Annotated in this window: 16 protein-coding genes; 8 read left to right on the top strand and 8 right to left on the bottom strand. The window is 57.2% G+C overall.

Annotated elements, in window-relative coordinates:
* Positions 1–58: 58 nt before the first annotated feature.
* The 4 genes from phrB to RBH71_RS12455 form a co-directional block, all read right to left on the bottom strand.
* The gene (phrB, locus tag RBH71_RS12470) at positions 59–1582 is read right to left on the bottom strand and encodes a (6-4)DNA photolyase (protein ID WP_112156306.1); all 1524 of its coding nucleotides are present in this window, start codon (positions 1580–1582) and stop codon (positions 59–61) included.
* Between the two features lie 44 nt (positions 1583–1626).
* Positions 1627–2187: a GNAT family N-acetyltransferase gene (locus RBH71_RS12465; RefSeq protein WP_111800847.1), complete on the bottom strand. Its 561-nt coding sequence runs from the start codon at positions 2185–2187 to the stop codon at positions 1627–1629.
* A 102-nt stretch (positions 2188–2289) separates the two neighbouring features.
* Entirely contained in the window at positions 2290–3285 is a 996-nt protein-coding gene (locus RBH71_RS12460) for a hypothetical protein (protein WP_112156268.1), read from the bottom strand.
* A 150-nt stretch (positions 3286–3435) separates the two neighbouring features.
* Positions 3436–4761 carry a putative bifunctional diguanylate cyclase/phosphodiesterase gene (locus RBH71_RS12455; RefSeq protein WP_111800845.1) on the bottom strand — a complete coding sequence of 442 codons (1326 nt, stop codon included), beginning with the start codon at positions 4759–4761 and terminating at the stop codon, positions 3436–3438.
* Positions 4762–4909: 148 nt separating this feature from the next.
* Here RBH71_RS12455 and RBH71_RS12450 point away from each other — a divergent pair, with 148 nt between their 5' ends.
* Positions 4910–5053 carry a hypothetical protein gene (locus RBH71_RS12450; protein ID WP_019566749.1) on the top strand — a complete coding sequence of 48 codons (144 nt, stop codon included), beginning with the start codon at positions 4910–4912 and terminating at the stop codon, positions 5051–5053.
* On the opposite strand, the gene RBH71_RS12445 is transcribed toward RBH71_RS12450, so the two are convergent.
* Positions 5050–6075, bottom strand: coding sequence for a cyclopropane-fatty-acyl-phospholipid synthase family protein (locus RBH71_RS12445; protein ID WP_323687332.1), 1026 nt, complete (start codon positions 6073–6075; stop codon positions 5050–5052). The two genes, RBH71_RS12450 and RBH71_RS12445, sit on opposite strands and share 4 nt — an antisense overlap.
* The gene (locus RBH71_RS12440) at positions 6072–6860 is read right to left on the bottom strand and encodes a DUF1295 domain-containing protein (protein ID WP_065661970.1); all 789 of its coding nucleotides are present in this window, start codon (positions 6858–6860) and stop codon (positions 6072–6074) included. The genes RBH71_RS12445 and RBH71_RS12440 overlap by 4 nt, the downstream gene beginning before the upstream one ends.
* 192 nt (positions 6861–7052) lie before the next feature.
* On the opposite strand from RBH71_RS12440, the gene RBH71_RS12435 reads away from it, so the two are divergent.
* From RBH71_RS12435 to RBH71_RS12405, 7 genes are all read left to right on the top strand, one after another.
* Positions 7053–8426, top strand: a complete 1374-nt coding sequence (locus RBH71_RS12435) for an NAD(P)/FAD-dependent oxidoreductase (protein ID WP_111800844.1) — start codon at positions 7053–7055, stop codon at positions 8424–8426.
* Positions 8423–9241, top strand: coding sequence for a DUF1365 domain-containing protein (locus RBH71_RS12430; RefSeq protein ID WP_111800843.1), 819 nt, complete (start codon positions 8423–8425; stop codon positions 9239–9241). Before RBH71_RS12435 ends, RBH71_RS12430 begins: the two co-directional genes overlap by 4 nt.
* Positions 9228–10460, top strand: a complete 1233-nt coding sequence (locus tag RBH71_RS12425; protein ID WP_004431399.1) for an SAM-dependent methyltransferase — start codon at positions 9228–9230, stop codon at positions 10458–10460. The genes RBH71_RS12430 and RBH71_RS12425 overlap by 14 nt, the downstream gene beginning before the upstream one ends.
* A 30-nt stretch (positions 10461–10490) precedes the next feature.
* Positions 10491–10868: a DUF2147 domain-containing protein gene (locus RBH71_RS12420; protein ID WP_111800842.1), complete on the top strand. Its 378-nt coding sequence runs from the start codon at positions 10491–10493 to the stop codon at positions 10866–10868.
* A 20-nt stretch (positions 10869–10888) separates the two neighbouring features.
* On the top strand, positions 10889–11320 hold the full coding sequence (locus RBH71_RS12415) for a DUF2177 family protein (protein WP_025594888.1): 432 nt from the start codon (positions 10889–10891) through the stop codon (positions 11318–11320).
* 131 nt (positions 11321–11451) lie between these two features.
* A complete protein-coding gene (locus tag RBH71_RS12410) occupies positions 11452–11994 on the top strand; it encodes a sigma-70 family RNA polymerase sigma factor (protein WP_004431393.1) in 543 nt (180 codons plus the stop codon).
* Entirely contained in the window at positions 11991–12704 is a 714-nt protein-coding gene (locus RBH71_RS12405; RefSeq protein WP_004431391.1) for an anti-sigma factor domain-containing protein, read from the top strand. The genes RBH71_RS12410 and RBH71_RS12405 overlap by 4 nt, the downstream gene beginning before the upstream one ends.
* 45 nt (positions 12705–12749) lie before the next feature.
* Here the strand turns inward: RBH71_RS12405 and RBH71_RS12400 are convergent, their stop codons facing one another.
* Both RBH71_RS12400 and RBH71_RS12395 read right to left on the bottom strand, forming a co-directional pair.
* Positions 12750–13466 carry a DUF72 domain-containing protein gene (locus RBH71_RS12400; RefSeq protein ID WP_111800840.1) on the bottom strand — a complete coding sequence of 239 codons (717 nt, stop codon included), beginning with the start codon at positions 13464–13466 and terminating at the stop codon, positions 12750–12752.
* Between the two features lie 65 nt (positions 13467–13531).
* Positions 13532–14125: a general stress protein gene (locus RBH71_RS12395; protein ID WP_019566741.1), complete on the bottom strand. Its 594-nt coding sequence runs from the start codon at positions 14123–14125 to the stop codon at positions 13532–13534.
* Between the last annotated feature and the right edge of the window lie 8 nt (positions 14126–14133).

Here is a 14133-nt window from a genome sequence, read left to right as displayed (position 1 = left end):
GCAGGGACAGCTCTGATCGGGTGTCCCGCCGTTCGGTAAAAACAGAGAAAGGGCCGCGTCAGCTCAGGCGGTTCAAAAACAGAGCTGCCTTTGCCCTGACATCATGGCGGACGTCTTCGCTCATCCGGGACCATGTGGCGTAGGGCTGCGCCAGCCGATGGTTGGATTTCAGCCTTTCACGGTTGCGGGCCAGAAAATCCCAGTATAGCGCGTTGAATGGACAGGCCTTGTCACCGAGACGCTCCTTGGGATCATAGCGGCAATTACTGCAATAGTCCGACATGCGATTGATGTAGTTGCCACTAGCGGCATAGGGCTTTGTTCCGAGAAAGCCGCCATCGGCGAACTGGCTCATGCCGATCACATTCGGCAGCTCAACCCATTCATAGGCATCCGCATAGACCTCGAGATACCATTGATGAACGGCCTTCGGATCAATGCCGGCGAGAAGGGCAAAGTTTCCCGTGATCATCAGTCGCTGGATATGGTGAGCATAGGCATTTTCGATGGTTTCCATAATTACGGTCGCCATGCAGTTCATGTGGGTTTTGCCCGTCCAGTAAAAGCCCGGCAGCGGCCTGTCGTTTTGGAAGAAATTGCTGTCGACATAGTCAGGCCCGGCAAACCAGTAGATGCCACGCATATATTCCCGCCAGCCGATGATCTGGCGAATGAAACCCTCGACGGCATTGAGCGGTGCCGCGCCCTCGTAGTAGGCGCGCTCCGCCGCCCTGCAGACCTCCAGCGCATCCAGCAGCCCGCAATTGATGTAAAAAGACAGAAGCGAGTGGTTGAGATACGGGTCATCCTGCAGCATGGCATCCTGCGTGGCGCCGAAATTCATCAGGAAATCATTTATGAAGGCACTGAGCGCCCGCTCGGCATCGGCGCGCGTGACGGCGAAACCAAAGTTCTCAAGCTTGCCGAAATTGTCGGGAAACAGCCGCTCGACGGTGTCGATGACATCCCTTGTTATCCTGTCCGGTGCGAAGACCGGGTGTCTTGGCCTCAGCAGGTCCGGCTTGGCGGGGCTGCGGTTTTCCGAGTCAAAATTCCAGCGTCCACCGACCGGCTCTTCGCCATTCATCAACAGGCCAGTCTTGCGGCGCATTTCCCGGTAAAAATATTCCATCGTCAGGCTTTTGCGCCCGGCCGCCCAACGCTCGAACTCCTCATGGCTGGCAAGAAAGCGCCGATCAGCGCGGATATCGACCTCGATATTGAAGGCACTGGCGAAGCGCTCAATCTCTGACTTGACGCGCCATTCTCCAGCCTCGGTGACGCAAATCCTGGAAGGGGTCAGGTCGTTTAACGCCCGCTGCACCTCGCCGGAGAAGGAGCCCGCATTGTCGCGATCATCAATCCGCGTGTAGCGAACCCGGTATCCTTCGCCACGCAGTTCCTCGGCGAAGTGGCGCATGGCGGAAAAGATGAAGGCGATCTTCTTTTTGTGATGGCCGACATAGGTAGCCTCCGCCATTACCTCGCAAAGCAGGATCGTGTCGCGCGTCTTGTCGACCCCATCCAGCGAAGATAGGGAGGGAGATAATTGATCGCCGAGGATCAAGACCAGTTGAGACACCGACAATTCCCTTCAAACCCAACATAATCATCACCTGCGCAAGATCACGGGCTAGATGCCCACTCTCTCTTCAGGGTGGCATAGATGAATTCGTCCCCCCAGGTGCCGCCAAACCGGTCATTCTCGATCAAATGCGCTTCTTTGCGCAGGCCAAGGCGTTCAACAACGCCGATCGATCCGTGGTTCAGGGCATCCAGCCGCGCGAAAATCCGGTGATATCCGAGCGTCTCGAAGCCAAGGCTTATCATGGCCCGGACGGCTTCCGTCGCATATCCCTTACCTGAAAAATCAGGATTGAAGACATAACCGACTTCCGCCTGCAAAGCTGCCTTGCTCGCGATTTTAAGCAGGACTTCACCGATCAACGTGTCATCGTCACTGCGCGTAACGGCAAGTCGCAACGTATCGCCGTCCTCTTCGAACGGAGCCTCGAGCAGCGCTGCGAATTGCGTTTTCACCGCGTCATCCGAAGGCGGTGCGGCATAGAGGAAACGGTAGACGTCATCGCGCGTGTGGTAATCGGCGTATGAGGCGAGATCAGCGGCCTGGAATTTACGAAGGATCAGCCGGTCGGTCTTTATCGGTAGGTAGGTCTCAGGGTTCATTAATGCGCACTTTCAATAATGCGCGATATCTGGGGTCGCGGGCACCTGATCGCAAGAGAGCCCTCAATCGAGATCGTTCAGAGTATCTGGTCCACCAATGCGCTAGTCTGAAAGGGTGGCCAGAAGCTTCCCGCCTCTGTTCAGCACGCTTGACCGAGGCGACACCGGTTCAGAACCGGTGGAAGCAGGAGATGGTGTTATCAACCATGCACCGGAATAATCAGTCCGGATGTGCCGGGGATTGAGGCGAATTCCAGTGCCGGCTGCGAAGTGGAGCGCGCCCGCCGTTGCTTCCTTCGACAAAACCGCGCTTCGGATTTCATAGAGTTTTCTTTCTCCATCAAGGGCGAGCGTGACATCCTCAAGAGCGAAATCATCAATGCGGATAGCCTTGCCCGTGGGCGTGTCGAGAACCCACCTGTCGGAATCGATGAAACCGTCGGTATAGACATTGCCGGTGGAGGCACGCAGAAATGTGCCCTTCGGCAAGACAATGCCGTCGACGATGTTCCCGTCGGCAAGGACACATCGGCTGAAAGCGGATACATCCCCGTCAGCCTTCAGGTCAAACTCCACCGGTTGTGTCGCATCGCAGCGCCAGCCGCTCTGCAGGGTCACGCCGTTGCCCGTCACCCGCATCGTCTCCGGAACAAAGCCGACGGTCTCATAATTTCCGTTGGTTTTTATCGCGATATAGCGGGCGATCTCGACGGCATCGACATTCGCGACCCGCACGGGATGGGGGAAGACCGCGCGGTTGAAGGATTCCCTGGTATCGGCCACGGCCAGTTCAAGTTTCGTGCCTTTGGGCATGTCGATCTGGCCAAGGCGCACCGGCTCCCCGAGCTCCGGGCTATAGCTAGACGCCATTTCCCTGTCATAGATACGCATCTGGAGATAGAAATTACCGAACTGCCAAAGTGTAAAAATCGCAATGGCGGTCGCCAGGCCATAGGGCAGCATCATCGGGCGCGCCGAGCGGCCTCCTGCGTATCGTGCAATCAAAACCATTGTCCAGATACCCCAGACCAGTGTCGTGGCAAGAAGGAAGGCAAGCAAAAGCAGCGTTTCGACGGAGGGTAGTGCAACTGGGATCATGCGAACCAACGAAATGATGCGGATCGATTGCGATCCTGACGGGCAAGATAGCTCTACCCGACGAATGGTGCATTGTTCAACGCCCGGATCTACCAGTCGGCGCGCCACTGAATTCGATCCGGATGCCTCAGCCTGTCGCAAAACGTCCGGTCAGGACGATGGACGGGCGGCATATTGCTCGAACTCGACAAGGCTCGTCGGCCTCGCAAAAAGATAGCCCTGAAACAATCGGCAGCCGTATGACAGCATCATCCGCAGCTCCGCCTCGGTCTCCACGCCTTCGGCCAGAACTTCCAGTGAAAGGTCGTGCCCCATCTGGACGATGTTTCGCGTGATTGTCGCCATACGCCCGCTTTCGGTCACCCCCGTCACGAAGCTGCGATCAATCTTGATCTGTTTGAGCGGCAATTGCCGGAGGTAGCTCAGTGAGGAGTAGCCAGTGCCGAAATCGTCGAGTGAAATCGTAAAGCCGGAACGATCAAGTAGCTTCATTTTCGCGATCGCTGCCTCTATGTCGAATAGGAAAACGCTCTCGGTCAGCTCCAGCTTTAGAAGCTGTGGCTTGATGCCCTGAGACGAGGCGGCATCAAGAAGCTGCCCGGAAAATCCCGCGTCGACGAAATGATCGGCAGTGATGTTGATCGACAAGGTGAGATTCTGGGTTGCCGGGTTCTCCTGCCATCTCGCAAGTGTCTTGCAGGCTTCGGCAATGACCCAAGCGCCGATTGTCGGCATGAAACCGGTTTGCTGCGCAAGCGCGATGAAATCGGCTGGCGGGATGTATCCCCGTTTCGGGTGGTTCCACCGCAACAGCGCCTCTGCGCCAAGCAGCTTGCCATCCGCGCGAACCTGCGCCTGGTAGAAAAGTTCAAACTGGCCATTCGAAAGCGCGGAGCGAAGTTCCAGGGCTTTTTTCGTATGACTGCGAAACTGCGCCTGCATGGCGGCGACACCGCCACACAGCATCAACGCTGCGAAAACGCTGTTGAACCAGGCGCTGATGCTGCGCACATCCTGCGGCATGGGAGTACTGAACGAAAACCGCGCGGCCGACGCGCAGAAATAAACAAAGGCCGCGAGACTTGCCGCGATGACCAGAAACTGGGCGGCGGAACGCTGGCGTTGAAAATTCATGTAGCCGACGAAGATGATGACGAGCAGGTAGAGATGCGTCGTCCTCGGTACGGTATCGTCGGAGACATCGATAGCGACGGAATACCAGCAGACGAACAGGATACAGGCGCTCTGAGCCAGAATGAGTCCGAGGGAAAAGTGGCCCATCAGGCAAGTCAGCCAGCACGGCACGATCGCAACCCCCAGAATGAGGAGGCTGAGCGCAATGCCCCATCTTTCCGTGAGGATGAAAAACACAAACCAGCCAGTCGCCAGCGCCACGCCCATCCAGGCTGCAACTCGACACAGGAGAAGAAGATGCTGCGAATATTCCTCTCGGTCTTTTGTTTTCTGAAAAGGCATGCTGACCCTTGGCTTGGACTACGGGGCGAGCCCGCTCCTTGATGCAAAAGCCGAACGGAAGCTAGACGAGGTCGCCGAACTTCGCAGATTTCAAAAAACGGGGTTAAGCAAACAGGAATGAAATACACAAATTTTGCACGATCAAATCATGCACAATCAATCGCATATCCATTTTTCCCGCTTCGCCGGCCTCAGCGGCCTGCGCCAACCGAGGAGACACCTTCGCCGCATCGCGACGAAGGGCGAAGCGGCGCCGGATTGGGTTCGCATGCGCGTGTTTGCAGCGATCTAGACGCGCGCCATGAGGTAGTGTCCAACGCCCCAGACCTTGCCGTCTTCGTGCCCGAAAAGACCTGCCGTCGCGAGGAAGAACAGTCTCCAACGCCGTTCCCACAAGCGCGCATCGTTGCCGTAGACCCGCTGCAGGATCGGTCGGATACGGTCGATCTCCCGGTCGAAATTTCCAAGCCAGTCGAGGGCCGTCCGGCGATAATTTGATCCCGACCAGCGCCACTCCTGTTCCACGGTGAACTGCGCCGGGAAACGGTGGGGAAGATCGAAGGCAGGCATAATGCCGCCCGTGAAGAAATGCTGCGCGATCCAGTCTGCCCGGTTGCCATGGTCGAAACGATAGGATCGATCACGGTGATTGAAGACGTGAAGGAAAAACTTGCCCTCGGGCGTCAGCCACGAGCGGACGCGCTCGAACAATGCCTGCCAGTTCGACATGTGCTCGAACATTTCCACCGATACGACACGGTCGAAACGCTCGTCAGTGGTGAAATCATTCATATCGGCCGTCACCACCGAGAGGTTCGACAGGCCACGCTCATTTGCACGTTCGATTATATATTCGCGCTGCGAAGCCGAGTTCGAAACGGACGTAATCCGCGCATTGGGAAACCGGCCGGCCATATAAAGGGAGAGCGAACCCCAGCCACAGCCGAGTTCGAGAATATTCATCCCGTCCTGCAATCGGGCATGGGAAACAGTCTCTTCCAGCGCCAATGTTTCAGCCTCATCCAGCGTTGTCTGAGCATTAGGATAAAAGCAGCACGAATACTTTCTTTGCGCGCCAAGGACGATTGCAAAGAATTCAGCCGGCACCTCGTAGTGCTGCCTGTTCGCTTCGTCGGTGTGCGTGGCGACGGGAAATTTCGCCATATCAGTCACAAAAGCGTTTTCTTCCGCCGCCGGAACGCCGGCAAGTCGCCGTTTAGTGCGTGCGCAGAGCATGTCGATGCCGGCAAGCGTCATATTGTCACTCAGCGGTGCGCGTTCGGCAGCATTGATGGCGAATGCGAGCATGTTCATGGCGTGTCCTCATTCTTGCGTGGCCCCGGAAAGAAGGCGTTGACGCGGTTTTGCAGGGCGCGGAATTTCTCTCCGCGTGATTTCAGCATGTGTTCTTCGAGCGGGGGAATGCCGGAGACGTGCACGAGCAGCCAGTACATCATGGCTGGCGCAGCAAGCGACAGCCATGACCACGGCTGCGCATGGATGGCCAACAACGGAAAGCCGCACCAGAAAAGCCACTCGAAAAAGTAGTTGGGATGGCGCGAATAACGCCACAGACCAGTCTCGCAGACGCCGGTTTTGGCCTCCGGGGTTTTTCTGAACTGTGAAAGCTGTGCATCAGAGGTCGCTTCGCCGACAAGCGCACCAGCCGCGACGATCAACGCTATCACATCGATAATGCTTGGAAATGGCAAAGGATTGCTGGCGGCAAGATAGACGGCGAGAACCAGCACAAATGCGGCAACGGCCTGGATCTGGAGAAAAGCGAAAAGCCGCAACGAGGCATTGCTGCCCCATTCTTCTATAAGCTTCGCGTAACGTGGATCTTCGCCACCTCCCCTCGTCCGCATGCCGATGTGTCCCGCGAGCCGCAGCGACCACACCAGTACAAGAAAGAGAACCGCTCCCCGGCGCCAGCTATCTCCATCGGAAAACAAGACGGCAACCACGCCGCCGAGCCCGACACTCGCAGACCAGACGGTGTCGATCCAGCCACTCGATCCTGTGTAACGCTGCAACGCCCAGGCTGCTGCCATCAGAAGCGACATCAGCACGGCAAGGGCCACCACAACAGACATCATCACCATTCCGCTCACTGTATTCGAAGGACTTCAGACCAAGTTTCCAGTGGCAACTACGGGCGAGACGGCAAAAGAGTTTCAGGCGCCTGACAAAATTCTGAAAAATTTGCGCGCCGCTGAAACTTATCGATCCGCTCCTTCGTATCTGTCGCAGGCCGTAAAACTGAATTGTGAATGCAATAGCGAGGAACCATGTTCGATACCGAAGCCAAAAGAAAAGACAGCCGGCGAAACATCGCCGTGATCGGAACAGGCATTTCCGGTCTGTCTGCGGCCTGGCTTTTGTCGAAACGGCATGATGTCACGGTTTTCGAGGCTGCGGACCGCGTCGGCGGCCACAGCAACACCGTGACGTTCAAAACTGAACAGGGTGTGGTGTCTGTCGATACGGGGTTCATCGTCTATAATGAGGTGACGTATCCCAATCTGACGGCACTTTTCAAAACGCTGGAAGTGCCGACCGCGGCATCCGACATGTCCTTTGCCGTTTCGCTGGATGATGGCGGTTTCGAATATTCCGGCGGCTCTGGCTTTGGCCTTTTGGCGCAGAAGAGAAATGCCGTCAGGCCGCGCTTCTGGGCGATGCTTGCCGACCTCTTGCGCTTTTATCGCAATGCCCCGCGCGATCTGCCGATGATGGGCGATATGTCGCTCGATGAGTATCTTTCTCAAAACAACTATGGCGACGCCTTTCGCAACGATCATCTTTACCCGATGGCCGCAGCCATATGGTCTACCCCGGCCATGGAAGTCGGCCGTTACCCGGCAGCACATTTCGTGAAGTTCTGCAGCAATCACGGCCTGCTGTTGCTGCGCAACCGCCCCGTCTGGCGCACCGTTGTCGGCGGCAGCCAGGAATATGTGAAACGCCTCACTGCGCCATTCGTCGATCGCATTCGGCTCTCGACACCCGTGACACGCATCCACCGGCTGGCGGACGGGGTCGAGATCGCCAACACTAATGGCGAATTCGAACGGTTCGACGATGTGGTGATTGCCACACACGCAGATCAGGCGCTGGAGATGCTGACGGACGCGACGCAAGCCGAACGGCGCATTCTCGGCGCGTTTGGCTATACGAAAAACAGGGCGGTACTGCACACGGACAGCAGTTTCATGCCCCGCAGGCGCGCCGCCTGGTCAAGCTGGAACTATGTGGCCGATACACGCATTGAAACGGGGCAGCCGAGCATCACCTACTGGATGAACAAGCTTCAGCCTCTGGGCGAAATCCCTGACACCTTCGTAACGCTGAACCCGACGCGCGAACCGGAAAAGGGAAAAATCATCACCGAGGAAACCTACCACCATCCTGTTTTTGATGCCGGCACCGAGCAGATGAGGCAGGAACTGTGGGCCTTGCAGGGTTTGAGAAACACCTGGTTCTGCGGCGCCTATTTTGGGTCGGGTTTTCATGAAGACGGCATTCAGGCAGGGCTTGCCGTCGCCGAGGATCTGGGCGGCCTGTCAAGGCCCTGGAAGGTTACCGATGATAGCGGCCGGATCGTCCGTCTGAATTTGGCTTCGCGGAAAAGAACGATCAAACTCGTTGAGGCGATCCCATGACGTCTCATTTCTCCTCCGCCCTTTTTCCCGGACATGTCATGCATGCGCGCTTCAAGCCGAAAGCGCACCGGCTCGCCTATCGCATTTACTCGCTGCTTCTCGACCTTGATGAACTCGATGCGCTTGACCGTAAGCTGCGGCTGTTCTCCGTCGATCGTTTCAACCTGTTTTCCTTTCACCGCCGGGACCGAGGCGACGGGAGCAAGATGGAATTGCGCAACCAGATCGAAAACGCCATGACGGCCGCAGGCATGACCGTCGATGGTGGTCCGATCCGTCTGCTCACCATGCCGCGCATACTTGGCTGGGCCTTCAATCCACTCAGCGTGTTTTTCTGCCACGGCCGGAACGGATCTCTCAAAGCCATTCTCTGGGAAGTCGACAACACGTTCGGCGAGCGGCATTCCTACTTTATTCCGGTGGAGACCGAGGGTGCGGCCGAGATCGTCCAGCGCTGCGACAAGGCCTTCTATGTCTCGCCCTTCATGGACATGGATCTCCGTTATGTATTCCGGGTCATTCCACCCGGCGACAAGCTGAAGATCGTTATCGATACATTTGACGATGAGGGGCCAGTCCTGACTGCAAGGCATCTGGCGCGGCGTGTCGAGCTGACCGATGGCGCGTTGCTGAAGGCTTTCGTCACCATTCCCTTTCTTACCCTCAAGGTTGTTGCAGGCATCCATTGGGAAGCACTTAAAATATGGCTCAAGGGTGTGCGGTTGAGAAAACGACCGCGTCCACCGTCTGCCCCTGTCTCCTTCATTCACCCATCACCATCGCAAATCGAGGCCAAACTTCATGACCCCGTTTGACAATCTCAACGAACTATCGCTGGAAAACACGCAGATGCGGCAACGCACCGGTCCCGAAGGCTGGCTCATGGCCAAGCTCTTGAACAACGTCTCCAAAGGCAGACTGCGCGTCATGCTGCCCGGTGGCGGCGTGATTGAGAAATCCGGGGAACATGAGGGCACCGAGGCGACGCTTGTTCTCCATCGCTGGCGCGCGCTACGGCGGCTCATCCTCAATGGCGACATCGGTTTTGCCGAGGGTTACATCGAAGATGACTGGTCCACACCGGATCTGACCGCCCTGATCCGTTTTGCGGCACAGAACAACGACGCTTTCGGGGGATCGACGCGCGGTAGCCTGCCCATGCGCCTCATCAATCGCCTTGGCCACCGGCTGAACGCCAATACAAAGCGCGGCAGCCGCCGCAACATCGAGGCCCATTACGATCTCGGCAACGAATTCTACCGGCAATGGCTCGATTCCTCGATGCTCTATTCGTCGGCGATTTTCGACGATACGACGCCAACGCTTGAGGCGGCCCAACTCAAAAAACTTAACCGCATCGTCGACAAGCTGCAATTGAGCGGCGGTGAGAGCGTATTGGAGATTGGCTGCGGCTGGGGCGCGCTCGCAATTCATCTCGCGACCCAGGCGGATGCCAACGTTACCGGCCTCACCCTTTCGCCATCTCAGTTGAATTGGGCAAAGGCGGCAGCGGAGAAAACCGACAAGGCTGAGCATATCGATCTCAGGCTCGAGGACTACCGCGATGTCGAAGGCAAGTTCGACCGCATCGTTTCCGTCGAGATGTTCGAAGCGGTCGGAGAGGCCTATTGGCCGAGCTATTTCGAAACACTGAAGCGCTGCCTGAAACCCGGCGGGCGCGCGGTGCTGCAAATCATCTCAATTGAACCTGCCCGGTTCGACAATTACCGGCGAAACGCGGACTTCATCCAGAAATACATCTTTCCGGGCGGCTTCCTACCATCTGACGAAGCTCTTGAAAGAGCAATCGGCAGGGCGGGTCTGAGCCTCACCGATACCGAGCTTTTCGGCCAGTCCTATGCCCGCACGCTGGCGGAATGGCGGCAGCGTTTCCATGCGCGCTGGCAGACAATCTCGCTGCTGGGTTTCGATGACCGCTTCAGGCGGCTCTGGGATTATTACCTCTGCTACTGCGAAGCCGGCTTTACCGAGGGAACCATCAATGTTGGCTTCTACACGATCGAGCACAAATAAGAGGCAGGGCAACAACTGCGGAGAAAGACGATGAAAATCAATCCTTTGATAATCGCATCCGTCCTGGGTCCGATGCTTGCGGCCTCTGCTGCCGGAGCAGCAGAGATCGACGGAAACTGGGCGCGCGGCGACGGCAACGCGAAAGTGCTGATCGCGCCCTGCGGCGACAATATTTGCGCCACCAATACCTGGATCAAGCCGGGCACGCCCGAGGAAAAGACCGGTGACCGGCTGATCATGACCATAAAGCCAGATGAAACAGGCGTCTATTCGGGCACCGCCTTCGATCCGCAACGCGACAAATCCTACAAGATAACCGTGACGGTTGATGGCAACAGCATGACCACCAAGGGCTGCATTGTCGCTGGTCTCCTGTGCAAGGGCATTACCTGGGCCCGCATCAACTAGACTCTGGAAAGGACAAACCGATGAAGACCTATATCTCAGCCTACTTCTTCACCCTCATCGCCTTTCTGGTGATCGACTTCATCTGGCTAAGCACCATGGCGTCGCGGCTTTATCGCCCGGCGATCGGCGATCTTCTGGCTGAGAACTTCCGACTGGCCCCAGCGATCATCTTTTATCTCATCTACGCGGCCGGACTGACCTTTCTTGCGGTTCGTCCAGCCCTCATATCAGGCCAGTGGACGACCGCGTTGGTTTATGGTGCAGCCGTCGGCTTCATGGCCTATGCCACATATGATCTCACCAATCAGGCAACGTTGAAAAGCTGGTCCACGACATTGACCATCGCAGATCTTCTGTGGGGCACTTTCGTGTCCGCAGCCGCTGCCATCATCGGTTACCTCGTCACCGTACGGCTGGTCGGTCCACTGCAAAATCCGGCAGGTGTGTTATGACAGCGACCATCCCTGCCGCCTGCTTCCACCCGGCCAATTTTTGGCCGGGAAGACGTGAACTTCATTTCGCGCATGCCTTGCCTTCCCACAAAGGACAACCCTATATAGGAGGCGCAAGAAGGGATGTTCGAATGCAGGGTACAGAGATAGCAACGCTCATAAACCGCGTCGGCATGGGCGATCGCTCGGCATTCGTTTCCCTCTATCAAGCCACCAGCCCGAAGCTTTATGCGATCTGCCTGAAAATCCTGCGTGACAGGACCGAAGCCGAAGAAGCGCTTCAGGAAGTCTATATCAAGATCTGGCAACGAGCCCTCACATTTGCAGCAAGCGCCGGCACACCGTCGACGTGGCTCGCCGCAATCGCCCGAAACCATGCGATCGATACGATCAGGGCCCGCAAACCCGTGGGCGACGACATTGACGAAGCCTATGACCTTGCCGATGACAGCATCCGCAATCCGGAGCAGCAGGTCGTTCTGGCCGATGAGGGTCGCAGAATCGACAATTGCATGCAGGAACTTGAAACCGTTCATGCGCAGGCGGTGCGTCGGGCCTATATCGAAGGGCTGAGCTATATCGAACTCGCCAAAGAATTGCGGGTGCCACTCAACACGGTCAGAACCTGGCTGCGGCGAAGCCTTCTCAAACTCAGAGAGTGCATGCAGCGATGACAACGAGCGAAAACAGCGAGGGCATGCATTCGCGCGACGAAATCCTCGCTGGCGAATATGTGCTCGGCGTGCTGCCGTTTGAAAAGCGTCGTGAGGTCGAGCGGCGCATGCAGGACGACAGGGTCTTCGCGCAGCTGGTCCACCGTTGGGAAAGCGAATTTTCAGACTTCAACGTGGATTATGAAGAACAGGCGCCGAGTGCGGCCATTCTCGCCCGCATTGAAGAACGCCTGTTCGGCAGCAAGACCAGCAACGCCAATGGCAGCCTGTGGAGTTCCGCATCCTTCTGGCGATGGATATCTGTCGCCACGAGCGCGGCTGCCGTGGCAGCGATCGTTTACGCCGCATTTCCCGAAAAATGGCAGGGCACAGCTCCGCTGGTAGCCGAACTTTCGACAACGGACAGTCAGGTCAACCTGCTTGCATCCTATGATGCAGAGACCGGCAGAATGCACATTATACCGGTTGCGACCGGCAAGGCCGATGAGAAATCACTGGAACTGTGGCTTGTGATGGATGGCGGCAAGACCCGTTCGCTCGGTGTCTTCCAGCCCGGAACGAATGGCGATCTCATTATCCCGGCGGATATGCGTAACAACATTTCGGAAGGCACGACCTTCGCGATCAGCGTGGAACCCTTCGGTGGCTCACCAACTGGTCAGGCAACCGGGCCTGTTATCGCGATCGGCACCGCACGAAGGCAGCTTTAAGGCGTCACGCCTTCATGCGCTTTTGCCAACTGTTGAAACATGATTTCAGTCTGCGCACCGTTTAGTGGTTGCGCAATCATCGAGCATTGCCAGCGCGTTCTTTATTGCGGCACCGGAGGCGGTATTGTCGAAAACGCACCAGGATTCGGCGGAAAGGCGTTTTCTAAACGAGAGGATTTCGGCGGCGCTGTAGTCGGAATAGTAAATCCGGGGAGCGCCGTGCAGCCGGACATATTTGGGCGGCTCGGAGAAATCACTGGCCGGCCAGACCGGTGCAGGATCGGCCAGCACACGATCAATGGCATAGCGTTGAAGAACCTCTTGCGCTGACTGCGTGGCCCAACTTGTGTGACGCGGTTCGAGTACGAGCATGCCTGGAAAGGTCTGACGCATAGTATCAAACGCTGCCTCCGCGTCGGAGACATCAAATGTGAGATTGGGTGGCAACTGGCACAATAAGGGTCCAAGCTTGCCATCCAGCGCCGCAAGTTCCCCAACAAATGCCTTGAAGACTTGTCCGATTTCCCGCAACCGGCGCTCATGCGTGATCTCGCGCGGCAGCTTCACGGCGAAGCGGAAATCATCGCGCACCGAGTTTGTCCAACGCTGGAACGTCGTCGGCCGGTGGTGCCGATAAAAGGTGGAGTTGATCTCGACGCCGTTGAATACGGCAGCATATCGGCTTAGCCCACTCCCCGTTTCGGGAAAACGGTGCGCCACAGTCTTGGGGATGGACCATCCAGCTGTTGCAATGACCGGCACTTTCACCTGCCCCGAGGCCATCAAAGAGAAGGCCGGCACATGCCGACCTTCCCTTGATTTAACGCTTAGCGTCTGTAACGCAGACGTTCCTGTTCGATTTCAGTGGGCTCATAAGGATCGAGCGTGTCGTCAAACCGTGACCAACCGTCTTCGGCATAGGCCGCGCGCCGCTTGTCCGGATCAACCCAGTTGGACTGGCGCAGGACTTCTTCGGCGTCCGTGTAAAGGCTGTCCTCGACCTTCGCGGTCACGAGCGTGCCACCCCGGCGAACGCCTTCTGCGTAAACATGGGCGTGGTCTTCGGAAACGCCTGCGTCCGTCAGCGCGCCGATAAGGCCGCCGGCGGCACCGCCTGCAACGGCACCGGCAACAGCGCCTGCCGCCGTCGCGGCAAGCCAGCCTGCCGCAACCACCGGTCCGACGCCGGGAATTGCCATGATGCCAAGGCCTGTCAACAGGCCGCCAACACCACCGACGGCAGCGCCGATGCCGGCACCCGTGCCTGCGCCTTCGGCAGCTTTTGAATCATTGCCATGGCGTTCGTCTGCATTGTTGGAAACAATGCTGATATCTTTAGACGGCACGCCGCGTTGTTCCAGTGCAGTAACGGCGGCGCTGGCATCGGAGTAGTCGTCGAAAAGTCCGGTAACGGTCTTCATAGGATTCT

Origin of the sequence: Rhizobium sp. AN68, from assembly GCF_030758035.1 — a bacterium.
GTDB classification, from domain to species: domain Bacteria; phylum Pseudomonadota; class Alphaproteobacteria; order Rhizobiales; family Rhizobiaceae; genus Agrobacterium; species Agrobacterium tumefaciens.
The sequence above is the reverse complement of the archived record's forward strand: the minus strand, read 5'-3'. Positions and strand labels throughout refer to the sequence as shown.

What these genes read in the sequence shown, in the direction of transcription:
- RBH71_RS12445 (WP_323687332.1), bottom strand. Translation starts at nt 6,075, where the DNA reads ATGAACATGCTCGCATTCGCCATCAATGCTGCCGAACGCGCACCGCTG.
- RBH71_RS12410 (WP_004431393.1), top strand. Translation starts at nt 11,452, where the DNA reads ATGCAGGGTACAGAGATAGCAACGCTCATAAACCGCGTCGGCATGGGC.
- RBH71_RS12405 (WP_004431391.1), top strand. Translation starts at nt 11,991, where the DNA reads ATGACAACGAGCGAAAACAGCGAGGGCATGCATTCGCGCGACGAAATC.
- RBH71_RS12435 (WP_111800844.1), top strand. Translation starts at nt 7,053, where the DNA reads ATGTTCGATACCGAAGCCAAAAGAAAAGACAGCCGGCGAAACATCGCC.
- RBH71_RS12425 (WP_004431399.1), top strand. Translation starts at nt 9,228, where the DNA reads ATGACCCCGTTTGACAATCTCAACGAACTATCGCTGGAAAACACGCAG.
- RBH71_RS12455 (WP_111800845.1), bottom strand. Translation starts at nt 4,761, where the DNA reads ATGCCTTTTCAGAAAACAAAAGACCGAGAGGAATATTCGCAGCATCTT.
- RBH71_RS12460 (WP_112156268.1), bottom strand. Translation starts at nt 3,285, where the DNA reads ATGATCCCAGTTGCACTACCCTCCGTCGAAACGCTGCTTTTGCTTGCC.
- RBH71_RS12450 (WP_019566749.1), top strand. Translation starts at nt 4,910, where the DNA reads ATGCACAATCAATCGCATATCCATTTTTCCCGCTTCGCCGGCCTCAGC.
- RBH71_RS12440 (WP_065661970.1), bottom strand. Translation starts at nt 6,860, where the DNA reads ATGATGTCTGTTGTGGTGGCCCTTGCCGTGCTGATGTCGCTTCTGATG.
- RBH71_RS12415 (WP_025594888.1), top strand. Translation starts at nt 10,889, where the DNA reads ATGAAGACCTATATCTCAGCCTACTTCTTCACCCTCATCGCCTTTCTG.
- RBH71_RS12465 (WP_111800847.1), bottom strand. Translation starts at nt 2,187, where the DNA reads ATGAACCCTGAGACCTACCTACCGATAAAGACCGACCGGCTGATCCTT.
- RBH71_RS12420 (WP_111800842.1), top strand. Translation starts at nt 10,491, where the DNA reads ATGAAAATCAATCCTTTGATAATCGCATCCGTCCTGGGTCCGATGCTT.
- RBH71_RS12395 (WP_019566741.1), bottom strand. Translation starts at nt 14,125, where the DNA reads ATGAAGACCGTTACCGGACTTTTCGACGACTACTCCGATGCCAGCGCC.
- RBH71_RS12430 (WP_111800843.1), top strand. Translation starts at nt 8,423, where the DNA reads ATGACGTCTCATTTCTCCTCCGCCCTTTTTCCCGGACATGTCATGCAT.